Source organism: Chryseobacterium sp. KBW03 (genome assembly GCF_003852415.1).
In the GTDB taxonomy this organism is placed as follows: domain Bacteria; phylum Bacteroidota; class Bacteroidia; order Flavobacteriales; family Weeksellaceae; genus Chryseobacterium; species Chryseobacterium viscerum.
Window position 1 is genome coordinate 645,545 of the sequence record NZ_QAJO01000004.1, and the last position, 13,566, is coordinate 659,110.

Sequence of the window (13,566 nt, forward strand, 5' to 3'; positions counted from 1 at the left end):
AAAAAAATCAAAGGTTTAAAAAATATAACTATGTTTGTAGTGATAATGATTTAACCTTTATCTATAAAATTCATCTTTATAAAAAGTGTAACAAAAAACGATAATGATTAACTAATTGAGCAAATGTTAAGTATGAAAAAAAATATTTCTTTATTTCTGATGCTTTTCTTTACTGTGCTTACTTTCGCACAAAAGACTGTTTCAGGAAAGATCACTGATGATGACGGGGTAGCAATACCAAGTGCCAGTGTGACCATAGAAGAACCGGGTAAAGATGCTATTCTGGCCTACGGAATTACCAATTCTAAAGGTGAATACAAAGTAACGTTCACTTCCGCTGAATCGAATGTGGATCTTAAAGTAAAAGCTTTCAATCAGAAGCCCCTTACGAAACAAATCAGCAACAGTGATCAGACCTTAAGTTTCAAAATGCAGTCTGAAGCCACAGAAATTAAAGAAGTACAGCTGAAAACAAAAATGATTACCGCAAGAGGGGATACCATTTCCTATGATCTTAAAGCATTCAACAACAAAAATGACAGAACTCTGGCAGATGTAATGAAAAAGATTCCGGGAATTGAGGTGAATACCGACGGAACAATTCTCTACCAGGGAAATGCCATCAATAAATTCTATGTGAACGGAAAAGATCTTATGGAAGGTGGTTATGGAACCATCAACAACTCACTTCCGAAAGATGCCGTACAGAAAGTAGAAGTTCTCGAAAATCACCAGCCGGTAAAAATTCTTCAGGATAAAGTACCTTCAGATCAGGCAGCAATCAATATCAAGCTTAAAAACTCCGTTACCATGACAGGGAGAGGAGAAGTTGGAACGGGCTTCGGAGATCCATGGCTTTGGAATGTAAAGCTGACTCCTATGTTTTTCGGGCAGAAAAGCCAATGGGTGGTCAATTATAAAACCAATAACATGGGTGAGCAGGTGGAAAATGAAGGAAATATTTTAGCATTCGGGAACAGATTTGAAGGCAAGAGAATCAATGCTTCTCAAAATGACTGGCTGAATGTAGAAAATGCAAGTACCCCTAATCTTCCGGTAAAGAGATATCTGATGAATAATGTTCATTACTTATCAGCCAACTATCTTACCAATATTGATAAGAAAAAGGAATGGGAACTTAAAGCTAACGCGAACTATACCAATAATGCGGTAGAGAGAGAATCTTACAGCCAGACGGATTATTTTGCAACATCTAATCAGCCTGCTTCAAGAGTAACTCAGAATATTTTCAATAATTTCTATACGGATAAAGCAAAAGGAGAATTGATTTTTACTAAAAATGCAAAAAAAGGATTCTTTAAAAATACAACAAGCTTCTCCCAATATTGGAACGCAGACAGGGGTATTGTAGACCGAACAGATGCAACCAACAGCAGACATGGGGATGAGGCAATAGAATCTCCTACTACTTCATTTCAGAACTCTTTGAGTACCATTATTCCATGGAAAGAGAAAATGGTTAATATTCAGTCTTATATTAATTATCAAACAGATAGACAGACACTGGAGGTTTCTCCTGCTTCATATTTGCAGATACCTGGCTTCACAACAACAGCACCTACAGATATTGTAAGACAGAATATGAGGCTTAAAACTTTCGAAGCCAATCATTCTGCCAATTTAGGTTTTTCAGCTAAAGGATGGACTTTCACCCCGGAGGTTGGTTTTAATTTTAAAACTACAGATCTTACTACGGACCTTTCAAACCTTCAGAATAGCAAGTTTTTAAGACCAAATGAAGCATATAATAATGATTTGAAATATACTACAGCAACACCATATGGAAGTTTAGGAGTAAATTATAAAAGTGAATCATTGATGATCTATGCCAATCTTCCAGTAAACTCAAACAATATTAAAGCGGAAGATCCATTGAGACTTGTTTCAAAATCGGTAAATAAAGTAACCTTTGAGCCAAATATTTTTGCACAGTACTCATTTGCTTCATTCTGGAAAGCTTCAGTAACGGGTAATATCAATAATAACTTCGGGGAAGTAAACACCGCATATTCAGGGTTTTTAATGACGTCACCCAATGGTATTAATGCAATGGATGCCTCCAACCCGATTCCTCAGAACAATACAAAATCTGGAGGGACACGAATAGAATATAGAAATCCTTTGAATAATTTGTTCTTTAATCTTAATTATAGATTATCCGATGCCAAAAGAAATCTTATTTCTTCTCCTGTAAGAAACGAAGCAGGATATACCACAGTGAAATATCTGGAACAGGAAAATCACACAAAAAATAATGGGTTTAGCGGAGAAGTAGGAAAATATTTCCCGAAATTTAAAACAAATGCTTCATTAAGCTATAGCAACAATACTTCAACATCAGATGCTTATCAGAATGATCAATCTTACGAAAGCAAAAATAATTCTCAGTCAGTAGGGTTTAAATTCAATAATACCTATTTCAGCTGGATGAGCGTTGATTATAATTTTACCATTTCAAAAACAAAACAAACCAATACAAGTGTAACACCTGAATTGAATAATAAGAACTCAAGAAATGGATTTAATCATAACTTAGGCGTATTTTTCTATCCATTGGAAAACCATACCATAGGATTTAACTGGGATCAGGTAAACAGTAGTGCCGGAACTCAGAAATATAATAACGGATTCTATGATTTGTCTTATCAGTTCAGTTGGGCTAAAAAGAAAATAGATTTCGAAGTGAAATGGATGAATATCGCGAACAAAAAAGTTTTTGAAACGTATGATATCAATGCACAAAGTATTTCTTATACGAGAATCCAACTCCGCCCCAGTCAGGTCATGTTTACTGTAAAATTCAACTTTAAATAAAAATAAAAACCAATCCATCCGGATTGGTTTTTTGTTGAGATATACTTTAAGGTATTAAAATTAAAAACTTTGCTGGTCTGCTGAAGGCCCATAGCTTCCCGGCAAAGGAATGTTGTTCAGTCTGTAATATACTCCCAGTTGAGCTCTGTGATGAGTGATCTGGTTCAAAGCATGGCGGATTGCCCCATATTTGCTCCAGCTTGCCAGTTCATGGCCGTCATTTTTAATGGTCCAGCTTGGGTTCAGATCGTCTTCCTTGCTGTTTTCCAACGCCTTTTTGCCTGCCTGAAAATCTTCTTCCAGTTTTTTCAGAAGCTCTTCTCTTGTTGAAAGAACCGAAGGTTTGTAGTCTCCTTTGCCAAAATCCAGTTCGGAAGTATTTAAAATAGTATTCGGCCATTCAAAAACTTCTACGAGGTGAGTGGCAAGTGGCATCATCTTCATGCTTTTTTCATGGGGGGCGAAGTCATTTTTTCCTTCAGGGAATAGTTCAATAAATTTTTTTGTGGTTTGGAATTCTCCCTCCAGTTCGGATTTTAATTGAGATAAGGTATCCATAATATTTTGTTTTTTAGAAACTTAAAGGTAAGCGTTTTAAAAAAGAAACTGTTTTAAGAGAATCATAATTTTTTAATGATCACTTAATCTGGAGTAGATTTATTATTTGATCAAAAATAAAATTTCAAAAAAACTGTAACAAAAGTAGAGACATGAGTACTAATTATATAAAACTTGAAATAATGAAAAAGTTATTCTCCGTATTTCTTATCGCTCTTTTTGCTTTTGCGGGAGCTCAGGAGTCAAAGGAAACCGCAAACCGTTTCTTTTATGAACTGACTTTTAAACCGAAGAAAGATTCGGCAAAGCTGGATAAGATCATTACCATCCTTGATATTACTCCAAAAAAATCCATCTATCAGGATTACACAATGCCTGCTCAGGATTCTATCATTAAAATTCAGATAGAAGAGATGGAGAAAACCAAGTCTTTCAAGGATATGACCAAACTAATAAAATGGCCTAAATTTTCCTATAAAATTATCAAAAGTTATCCGGACATGAAGGCTCAGTATGTAGACAGAATCAGTAGAAACTTATTCTCATACGAAGACGATCCGAAACTGCAATGGAGCATTTTACCAGATAAAGAAAAGGTAGGTGCATACAATGCTCAGAAAGCAACTACAGAATTTGGAGGAAGAAAATGGACGGCATGGTTCAGTTCAGATATCCCTTTTCAGGATGGGCCGTACAAATTTAAAGGACTTCCAGGTCTGATTGTAAAAATTGAAGATGCTGATAAAAATTACTCATGGCAGCTGAGCGGAAATAAAAAGATCGAAAACTATGATGAATTGTCATATGCAGATAAGATCAATGCCAAGATGGGAATGATGAGCAATACAATAACACCTACATCCAAAGAAAAATTCCTGAAATCTTACGAAGGATATAAAGCAGATCCATTTGCAGAATCAAGACCTTACATGACTGCAGAGAACATGAGCAGACCAATGCCTGGTACAGACGGAACGGTAGGAGATTTTATGAAGAGACTTGAAAAGCAGGTGAAAGATTTCTTCGGATCCAATGACAATCCAATAGAAAAAGAACAGGCTTCTGAAAAGAAGAAAAAATAAGCATTCATATCAACTAAATTATATTTTGAATCAACCCAGATACAGCAATGTGTTTGGGTTGATTTCTTTTTTATAGATCTAAAAGAAATTTTAAAAATTATTCAGGAAAAAATTTGATTTTGTTTTTTATTCTTTTATGTTTGTTAAAACTAATTTTAAAATTATACCATGAAAAAAATTCTTGTCACAGTTTTACTGACAACGTCAGCTCTGTTATTTGCTAAAAATGAATCTCCAAATAAAAATACGGAGTCCAAAAAAGCAACAGAAACTGTTTTAGTCACTAAAAAAACTATCCAAACGGCAGATCAACAACAAAAACCTATTACAATATCCACAACAGCAAAAGAGATAGAATTGACTACAGCAGAAAAATGCGCTATTGAACTTGCTTTAGGTTCTGTAATTGCAGGTCCTCCTTACCACTGCTTACAACTTTAATCCTCAGAAGAAAATTCTTAATAAGATTCAAATCAACCCAGATACAGCGATGTGTCTGGGTTGATTTCTTTTGTATTGAAACGTTATTTAGATTAAATTTAAATAGCGTATATTTGCAGGACTAAAAATTAGGCTTTGAAAGAGAAAGGATTACATAAATTAAGTGGATTCCCTAAGAATAAAATGGGGAAGATATTGGGGTATGATAATGACCATCTGAAAATGCCCAATAAAATTATTGAAATGGGGCTTCTTCCGGAGACCACTTTCAGAATTTTGTATCAGGCCCCGTTCAATGGGCCTATGTATGTGGAGTTTGGAGCAGAAAAAAGCCGGATTGCTCTTCGTGAGGAAGAAGGAGATTATATCATTGTTGAAGAATTGAATTAATGCAGGAAAACAAGAAAAAACAGATACTTTTAGTCGGAAATCCTAATGTAGGGAAGTCAACGGTTTTTAACATGCTTTGCAACAAAAAGCAGAAGACCGGGAACTATGCCGGCGTTACCGTAGCAAGTCATTCTGGGAACTATACCTATAAAAACGAAGATGTTGAGGTGATCGACCTTCCGGGTTCTTACAGCTTATATCCGAGTTCAGAAGATGAAGCTATTTTTTCCAAATACCTTATTGATGAGCAGAAAAACTATGCTGGAGTTGTTTATATTCTTGAAGCATTAAGTTTAAAAAGAGGGCTGCTTCTGTTTCAGCAGATCCAGGACCTTGGTATTCCAATGATTTTGATTGTCAATCAGATTGACCAGGCAGAGAGAAGAGGGATTACCATAGACATTGAGAAATTTTCCGATGCATTAGGTCTTACAATTATCCAGACCAATGCCAAAGAACAGATCGGAATTGATGAAGTAAGAGAAGCCATTTACAAAAATGAATTTGTAAAAGCAGATAAAGTTTCTTTTGAAACCCCAAACGAACACAAAGATTTTATTCAGAAACTGGCAGCACATAAAGGTTTCGACAACGAATATAAGGCCTGGATGAGCCTATCACTAGGAACAGACCTGGGAAGAATAGGATCCGCAATGGAGCAGCTGAATGAAGCTGATACTAAAAGCCTGGTTCCAAAAAGATTACAGGTTCAGGAAACCGTTAGGAGATATCAGAACGTAGATAGAATACTGGAGAATGTAATTTCCAAGAAAGCTCAGTTTAAAGAATTACTGACCGAAAAGCTGGATAAGGTTTTGGTTCATAAATTCTGGGGATATGTCGTCTTTTTATTGATCTTATTGGTTATTTTCCAAAGTGTATTCTTCCTGGCAGAATATCCGATGAACTGGATTGAAGAGACATTCTCGTGGCTGGCTGCATTTACCAGCGAACACCTTCCTGAAGGCCCTGTCAATTCATTGATCTCAAACGGAATTGTTCCGGGAATAGGAGGAATTGTGGTTTTTGCACCACAGATTGGGATTCTGCTGTATTTCCTTTATCTCCTGGAAGATTCAGGATATATGGCGAGAGTGGTATTCCTTATGGACAGACTGCTTCGTCCATTCGGGCTCAACGGTAAAAGTATCGTTCCGCTGGTATCAGGAACCGCCTGTGCCATTCCTGCAGTAATTTCTACAAGAAATATTGAAAACGTTAAAGAGAGGTTGCTGACGATCCTGGTAACGCCGTTTATGACTTGTTCTGCAAGACTTCCGGTATACAGCATCGTTATTGGACTGATCATCTCAGAAGGAACATTTTTAGGAATAAAATACAAAGCGCTGGTTTTGATGGGAATGTACCTTCTTGGGTTTCTGGTTGCTTTATTCTCAGCGGCAATTCTTAAGGGATTTATTAAAAGCAAAGGAAAAACATACCTGGTAATGGACCTTCCTACCTATAAAAAACCACTTTTTGCCTATGACCTTAAAATGGTTTTAGGAAAAGTATGGGACTTTATTACCGGTGCCGGAAAAATAATTTTTATCGTAAGTATCATCATTTGGTTCCTGAGCTATTTTGGACCGAAACAGAAAGCGGATGAACTGGTAGCCGCCAATGTTCATCTTGACCATTCTTACCTTGCCAAAATGGGTAAAGGAATAGAACCCATTATTGCTCCATTGGGCTACGACTGGAAAATGGGGGTAGGAATTCTTACAAGTTTCGTAGCCAGAGAAGTTTTTGTAGGAACAATGTCTACACTATACAGCTTGGAAGATGATGCTCCGGAAGTAAAAGTAATTGATAAAATGAGACGCGATGTAAAACCGAATGGCGAAAAAGTCTTCAGTTTTGCAACGGGAATCTCAGTGCTTCTTTTCTATGCATTTGCAATGCAGTGTGTTTCTACACTTGCAGTAGTCTACAGAGAAACCAAAAGCTGGAAATGGACTGGCTTTCAGGTGGTCATGATGACAGGTTTGGCATACTTTGTGTCGATGATAGCATATCAGATTTTAAAGTAATGAATTCATCATTAATTTTTCAATACGTACTCATCTTATTGATTGTAGCATTCGCATGTTACTCTCTATTTAAGGTGCTTAAAAAGAATTTTGCCCCTAAGAAATTCAGTTCCAAAAGAACAAACTGTGATAAAGATTGCGGCTGTTCTTAATATTGGGCTTATCGGATAATTGGAAAAAATAGAGTAAATTCATTTTTCTAATTTAAATTATTCGATTTGAATTTCTTAAAAGCAGGATTATTAATATTAATTTCTTCATTTTCCACGCAGGGAAAAGCACAATCCGATACCACGAATACCAAGTCCTATGCAGATCAGGTAATGATTCGTGTGAATCTTGATACCAATATAGAAAGCTATATTTTTTCAGAAGGAGAAGGGAAAAATGCAAATAAGACAATCCTGTCAATCAACAACAAAACCAAGACATCCCTTTCAGTCGATTATAGAATAATAAGTGCAACGTTATCATTTTCACCTAAATTTTTACAGGGAAACAATGATAATCAGATGAAAGGCGAAAGCTCATACACCGATTTTAGCTTCAGACTCTTTCCCGGGAGATTCATCCAGAATATGTACTATAAAAATGTAAAAGGCTTTTATATTGAAAATATGAAAGACCTGTTTCCGCAATGGCAGGAAGGTCGTGATCCGTATATTCAGTTTCCGGATCTTAGGGTACAAAGCTTTGGTGGATCCACCTCCTATATTCTTAATAAAAAATTTTCAGCAAGAAGTATCTACACACAGGGAGAATGGCAGAAGAGAAGCAGTGGAAGCTGGGTGCCTTTTGTAGATTATGATCTTACTGTTTTCAGAAATAAAATTGACGAAGTAAAAAGTAAAGAAACTCAATATAATATCGGAGGCAATATGGGGTATTTTTACAACTGGGTAATAGGGAAAAATGTGAACATTTCACCTTATTTAGCCATTGGAATAGGAGGTAAATTCTCAAGCTACCGGAACTTTCAGAATGGTGAGGTAAAAGAAAATGCTCAATATGCCACCATAAGAATGCAGGGCGGTTTGCATGTAGGGTATAATACGGACCGTTTTTTATTCGGGGGCAAAATGAATTTTAATACGTACGCCTACGATCAGAAAAACAACCAGGCAGTGGAGAATAATAACCTCTATGGCTTATTGTATGTGGGATATCGTTTCGCACCACCGAAAGTTGTGAAAAATACCTACGATAAAATCCAAAAAAAGATTCCGGTTCTATAAGTTGAAAGGTCTTTTAAGTATCTTTGTCTGGTAAAATTTAGAAAAACTATAAATTAAAAACATAATGTCGTTAATAAAATCTATTTCCGGAATTCGCGGAACCATTGGTGGAAAAGTAAATGATAACTTGACACCGCTTGATGTGGTAAAATTCGCATCCGCATTCGGAACCTGGCTTCAGAATAATAAAAATAAAAAAGACCTTACCCTTATCATTGGAAGAGATGCCAGAATTTCTGGTCAGATGGTTTCTTCCCTGGTGACTGCAACGCTGCAGGGATTGGGAATTAATGTTGTAGACTTAGGACTTTCTACAACACCCACGGTTGAAATAATGGTTCCTGAGCTGAATGCAGATGGAGGAATCATCCTTACCGCTTCTCATAACCCAAAACAATGGAATGCCCTTAAGTTATTAAATGAGAAAGGAGAGTTCATCACGGGTGAAAATGGAGCTGAAGTATTGGCTTTAGCAGAAAGTGAAGATTTCAACTATGCAGAAGTAGACGATCTTGGAAAATATGAAACAAGAGAGGATGCTTTTGATATCCATATTAAGCAGATTCTGGATTTACCAATGGTAGATGCAGAAGCCATCAAAGCTAAGAATTTTAAAGTAGTTCTGGATGCTGTAAACTCTACAGGAGGTATTGCAATTCCTATGCTTTTGGATACATTAGGATGTGAAACGATCAAATTATACTGTGAGCCTACCGGACATTTTCCACACAATCCTGAACCCCTGAAAGAACATTTGGGAGATATCTGCGAATTGGTGAAAAAGGAAAATGCCGACTTAGGAATCGTGGTAGATCCGGACGTGGACAGATTAGCTTTGATCGATGAAAAAGGCGAAATGTTTGGCGAAGAATATACATTGGTAGCCGTTGCAGATTACTTGCTAAAGCATAAAAATGGTGCAGCAGTCTCTAATCTTTCTTCAAGCCGTGCCTTGAGAGATGTAGCACATACCCACAATTCTGAATATTTTGCAAGTGCTGTAGGAGAAGTAAATGTAGTTACTTTGATGAAAGAGAAAAATGCAGTCATTGGAGGAGAAGGAAACGGAGGAATTATCTATCCTGATTTACATTACGGAAGAGATTCTTTAGTAGGGGTCGCTTTATTTTTAACCCATTTGGCTAAAGAAAACAAAACTGTTTCTGAGCTGAGAGCAGGATACCCAAGCTATTTCATGGGGAAAAAGAAAATAGAACTGACTCCTGAGATTGATGTAGATGCAATCTTAAGCAAAATGGAGCAGGAATACAAAAATGAAGAAGTTTCTGTTGTAGACGGCGTTAAAATAGACTTTGAAAATAACTGGGTTCACCTTAGAAAATCTAATACAGAGCCAATTATCAGAATTTATACAGAAGCTAAATCTCAGGAAGAAGCAGATAAATTAGGAGATGACATCATTGCTAAAATCAAGAGTTTAATCTAAAAATATACGAAGAACGGACGCATTGTCCGTTCTTTTTTTATATCAGGAATGTTTGAAAATATCAAAAACAGATTTCCCTTCCCTAAAGAAAAATGGAGGAAGTTTCTCAGCAGCTTCGAACGGATGGAGGTTCCTGCCAAAACTTTGCTTTTAAAAGAAGACGAAGTTTCCCATAATGCCTATTACATTGAAAAAGGCGTGGTAAGAGCCTGGTATAATAATGATGGAAAAGACGTTACATTCCAGTTTTTCCTGGAGAATACAATGTTCTCGTCCCTTGAAAGCTTTAGAAAAGGATTGCCAAGTATGGTTTCATTCGAGACCATAGAGCCCTGTATATTATATAAAATCAAAAAACCTGATGTGGAAGCTTTCTTAGAAGAAGTTTATGAAAATCCTGAGCTCAGAACTCTGTTTATGGATGCTCTTTTCGAAAGGGTATTCGATTATATGAAGCATTTCTTTTCATTTATTAAAGATACACCACAGCAGCGGTATATCAATCTGGTCAAAACCAAGCCGGAGATCATCAGAAGAGTTCCCCAGCATTATATCGCTTCTTATCTCGGTATTACAACGGTACATCTCAGCAGGATAAAAAGTAAGATCCTGAAAGAGAGACTTTAAGAGGTTGGAAGAAGGAAGTCAGAAGCTGGAAGTTAAAAAAAACACTGTATAACTTCGGACTCATCTTAAACACGATGTCCGCAAAGAATAATTTCCTTAATTGAAGACGGTCGCAAAGGCGTTTCACTCAGCAATGTTGATTGTTCATTGCTAAACGAAGTGCCTTAACGAACACATAATACACAATATCCTGCTCTCTAGCAACCTCTACGTTTCTTAACTCTATTGTCCGCTTTATAAACTCCCAGCCTCCCTCTTCCAGCTCCCTTTCCTAAAACTCATAACAAATGTTATTGCTTTGCTGAGGTTCCCTGTGATAATTTTGTATAAAAATTTAGAACAATGAAAGCAGCCGTAATATTCGAAAAAGGAAAGAGTCCTCAATATACAGATTTTCCGGAGCCGGAAGCAGTAGCGGAAAACGAGATTTTAATATCAGTAAAAGCAGCAGCTATTAAAAATCTTGATAGAGCAAGAGCAAGTGGAAATCATTATTCCACGGAGAAAGAAGAACATAAACCCACTATTATTGGTTCAGATGGAGTTGGATATCTTGAAAACGGAGATAAAGTCTATTTTTTCAGCAAAAAAGGGACTATAGCAGAACAAGTGGTAGTCGATAAAAAAATGACCGTTCCAATCCCCTCGGAACTGGATTTTTCTATAGCAGCAGCATTACCCAACGCGGTGATGGGATCTGCAATGGCATTAAGATTTAAGGCGGGCATACAACCCGGAAATACAGTTCTGATCAATGGAGCAACAGGAATTACAGGGAAGATCGCTGTTCAGATTGCCAGATTATATGGCGCAAAAAAAATTATTGTTACCGGAAGAAATGAGGAAGCTTTGCAGGCCTTGCTTGAACTGGGGGCCGATGAGGTGATTTCCCTCAAAGCAGATGATCATGATTTTAAACAAAAAATAAAAGAAATTCATAGCGAAACTCCTATAGATATTATCCTGGATTATATCTGGGGGCATTCCGTAGAAATGATACTGTCTGCTCTTAAAGGAGACGGAACATTTTCTCACCGATCAAAACTTGTTACCGTAGGCGGAATGAGCGGAGATACCATTCAGCTGTCTTCACAGATTCTCAGAGGAACTGATATTCAGATTTCGGGATCAGGATTGGGAAGCTGGACGAAAGAAGAATCAGCGCTTCTCTTTTCAGAAATTATTCCTGAAATGTTTCAGGCGGCCTTGGACGGAAAAATTAATATGGAGACGGAAGATGTTGATATTAAGGATATTGAATCTGTATGGAATGGGTATGTACAAAGCGGAAAACGGCTTGTCATAAGAATTTAACCCCAATTTGCGTTTTTTTATCCACAATCCTTTTATTGGTTTTCTTTTTTTACTATTTTTATAATAGAAATTAATGAAATGGAAAATTCAAAAAAAAGTTGCAACTTTGCATAAATATTTGAATATCAGTTTCAGATGTATTATTAACTAAAAGTTTGCCGAGGTTTGTAAGCAAATTCAGACATTGGGCCGACAGAGAGGACACTATTGGAAGAGTATTTTGGAAATGAACTTGTAAAAAAGTTCGAGGAAATGATGGAAAACAATGACGAATTCTACTTCGATACCGAAGAATTAGAAGACATTATTGTTTATTATTTGGAGCTTGGAGATTTTAATTACGCTGATATGGCGGTTACTTATGGTCTGAAGCTTCATCCCAATTCATTAGATATCAAGATTAAAAGACTTGAGATCCTTTTGGAGTGGGAAGAGTATAATGCAGCGAAAGAATTGATCAATGAGTTAAAAGGTGCTTCTATGGAGAACACAGACTTTTTGGTTTGCTACGCGAAGTATTATTCGAACTTAGGAAATCCTAGAAAATCCATTGAAATTTGTAAAAAAGCTTTGACATTAGAGGAAGAAGAAAACTTTCTCCACAACTTTATTGCGGATGAATATGTGAATCTTGGAGATCCTTTTAACGCTCTTAGACACTACAGAAAGGCACTTAAAGAAGATCCAACGGATGAATATTCGCTGGAAAACTGTATGGTGTGTTTCAGTGAACTGAATAAGAACGAGGAGGCTATTGCCTTTCTTAATGAATATTTAGATGAATTCTCTTATTCTGAAACCGCATGGTTTGAGTATGGACAATTCTATTTCAACAGAAAAAATTATGATGAAGCGATAAAAGGCTATGATTATTTGCTGGCAATCAACTCTACTTCTGTAGGGGTATATGCCAATAAAGCAGCCTGTTATGAAGCTTTGGGACAATACCAAAAGGCAATCGAGACGTATGAAGAGATGCTGGAGCTTGAATATACAAAGGCATTTACTTTTTATAAGATCGGACTATGCAATAAGGCGTTGAAAAACCCTATTTTAGCTTTAAACGCATTCCAGAAATCATTGAGAGAAGACCCTCAGTTTTATCTTGCGATGATGGAGCAGTCTTATCTTTACGAAGAAATGGGCGGAATGTCTGAAGCATTGCATTATGCCAAAGAAGCTACACAGCTGAATGAAAACAATCTTGATTATCAAAAGAGATTGGCTTTTTTATTCATCGATTCAGGGAAATTTGAAGAAAGTCTTTCCTGTCTTAAAAAACTCGTAGATGCTGAGCCAACAAGGTTCTACAACTGGTATGCCTATTCAGAAGTTTTGATGTTGGTAGGAGAATATGAAGATGCTGTAACGGTTTTGAATAAAGCGTTAAAAAATCACCACAGAGCGGAACTGTTTTATCAGTTAAGCAATTGTTTTTTTAACCTGAAAGACCAGGATAAAGGGATGGAAGCTCTTCAGAAAGCATTAGATCTTGACCCCTCTTTAGTAAAGGATATGCAGAAAAAGTATCCATATATTAAAGATGAGGTGAAAAAGGCTAAGGCAAGTAGAGTGAGAAAGAAGAACTAGATTAATCTAAAAAC

At 36.6% G+C, this 13,566-nt stretch carries 11 protein-coding genes; 10 read left to right on the forward strand and 1 reads right to left on the reverse strand.

All coding sequences use genetic code 11. The features are described from left to right. Nucleotides 1-132 precede the first annotated feature (132 nt). Entirely contained in the window at nucleotides 133-2,835 is a 2,703-nt protein-coding gene (locus DBR39_RS10975; RefSeq protein WP_124533014.1) for a Plug and carboxypeptidase regulatory-like domain-containing protein, read from the forward strand. Between the two features lie 60 nt (nucleotides 2,836-2,895). Here the strand turns inward: DBR39_RS10975 and DBR39_RS10980 are convergent, their stop codons facing one another. Continuing rightward, a complete protein-coding gene (locus DBR39_RS10980; RefSeq protein ID WP_103231579.1) occupies nucleotides 2,896-3,393 on the reverse strand; it encodes a DinB family protein in 498 nt (165 codons plus the stop codon). A gap of 182 nt (nucleotides 3,394-3,575) precedes the next feature. Between DBR39_RS10980 and DBR39_RS10985 the strand changes: the two genes are divergently transcribed. The 9 genes from DBR39_RS10985 (at nucleotide 3,576) to DBR39_RS11025 (ending at nucleotide 13,552) form a co-directional block, all read left to right on the forward strand. Continuing rightward, nucleotides 3,576-4,475, forward strand: coding sequence for a GLPGLI family protein (locus DBR39_RS10985; protein WP_124533016.1), 900 nt, complete (start codon nucleotides 3,576-3,578; stop codon nucleotides 4,473-4,475). Between the two features lie 168 nt (nucleotides 4,476-4,643). Beyond that, the gene (locus DBR39_RS10990; protein WP_124533018.1) at nucleotides 4,644-4,916 is read left to right on the forward strand and encodes a hypothetical protein; all 273 of its coding nucleotides are present in this window, start codon (nucleotides 4,644-4,646) and stop codon (nucleotides 4,914-4,916) included. Nucleotides 4,917-5,051: 135 nt separating this feature from the next. Next, nucleotides 5,052-5,306 carry a ferrous iron transport protein A gene (locus DBR39_RS10995; protein WP_034693968.1) on the forward strand — a complete coding sequence of 85 codons (255 nt, stop codon included), beginning with the start codon at nucleotides 5,052-5,054 and terminating at the stop codon, nucleotides 5,304-5,306. Next, on the forward strand, nucleotides 5,306-7,339 hold the full coding sequence (gene feoB / locus DBR39_RS11000) for a ferrous iron transport protein B (protein WP_124533020.1): 2,034 nt from the start codon (nucleotides 5,306-5,308) through the stop codon (nucleotides 7,337-7,339). Before DBR39_RS10995 ends, feoB begins: the two co-directional genes overlap by 1 nt. Before the next feature lie 218 nt (nucleotides 7,340-7,557). Continuing rightward, on the forward strand, nucleotides 7,558-8,574 hold the full coding sequence (locus tag DBR39_RS11005) for a DUF4421 family protein (protein ID WP_124533022.1): 1,017 nt from the start codon (nucleotides 7,558-7,560) through the stop codon (nucleotides 8,572-8,574). Nucleotides 8,575-8,638: 64 nt separating this feature from the next. Further along, the gene (gene glmM, locus DBR39_RS11010; protein WP_124533024.1) at nucleotides 8,639-10,021 is read left to right on the forward strand and encodes a phosphoglucosamine mutase; all 1,383 of its coding nucleotides are present in this window, start codon (nucleotides 8,639-8,641) and stop codon (nucleotides 10,019-10,021) included. A 48-nt stretch (nucleotides 10,022-10,069) separates the two neighbouring features. Then, the gene (locus tag DBR39_RS11015) at nucleotides 10,070-10,648 is read left to right on the forward strand and encodes a Crp/Fnr family transcriptional regulator (RefSeq protein ID WP_124533026.1); all 579 of its coding nucleotides are present in this window, start codon (nucleotides 10,070-10,072) and stop codon (nucleotides 10,646-10,648) included. A 342-nt stretch (nucleotides 10,649-10,990) separates the two neighbouring features. Further along, nucleotides 10,991-11,962, forward strand: a complete 972-nt coding sequence (locus DBR39_RS11020) for a zinc-binding alcohol dehydrogenase family protein (protein WP_124533028.1) — start codon at nucleotides 10,991-10,993, stop codon at nucleotides 11,960-11,962. A gap of 207 nt (nucleotides 11,963-12,169) precedes the next feature. Further along, nucleotides 12,170-13,552, forward strand: coding sequence for a tetratricopeptide repeat protein (locus DBR39_RS11025; protein ID WP_124533030.1), 1,383 nt, complete (start codon nucleotides 12,170-12,172; stop codon nucleotides 13,550-13,552). Nucleotides 13,553-13,566 lie beyond the last annotated feature (14 nt).

What these genes read in the sequence shown, in the direction of transcription:
- feoB (WP_124533020.1), top strand. Translation starts at nt 5,306, where the DNA reads ATGCAGGAAAACAAGAAAAAACAGATACTTTTAGTCGGAAATCCTAAT.
- DBR39_RS11015 (WP_124533026.1), top strand. Translation starts at nt 10,070, where the DNA reads ATGTTTGAAAATATCAAAAACAGATTTCCCTTCCCTAAAGAAAAATGG.
- DBR39_RS10975 (WP_124533014.1), top strand. Translation starts at nt 133, where the DNA reads ATGAAAAAAAATATTTCTTTATTTCTGATGCTTTTCTTTACTGTGCTT.
- DBR39_RS11020 (WP_124533028.1), top strand. Translation starts at nt 10,991, where the DNA reads ATGAAAGCAGCCGTAATATTCGAAAAAGGAAAGAGTCCTCAATATACA.
- DBR39_RS10985 (WP_124533016.1), top strand. Translation starts at nt 3,576, where the DNA reads ATGAAAAAGTTATTCTCCGTATTTCTTATCGCTCTTTTTGCTTTTGCG.
- DBR39_RS10990 (WP_124533018.1), top strand. Translation starts at nt 4,644, where the DNA reads ATGAAAAAAATTCTTGTCACAGTTTTACTGACAACGTCAGCTCTGTTA.
- glmM (WP_124533024.1), top strand. Translation starts at nt 8,639, where the DNA reads ATGTCGTTAATAAAATCTATTTCCGGAATTCGCGGAACCATTGGTGGA.
- DBR39_RS10980 (WP_103231579.1), bottom strand. Translation starts at nt 3,393, where the DNA reads ATGGATACCTTATCTCAATTAAAATCCGAACTGGAGGGAGAATTCCAA.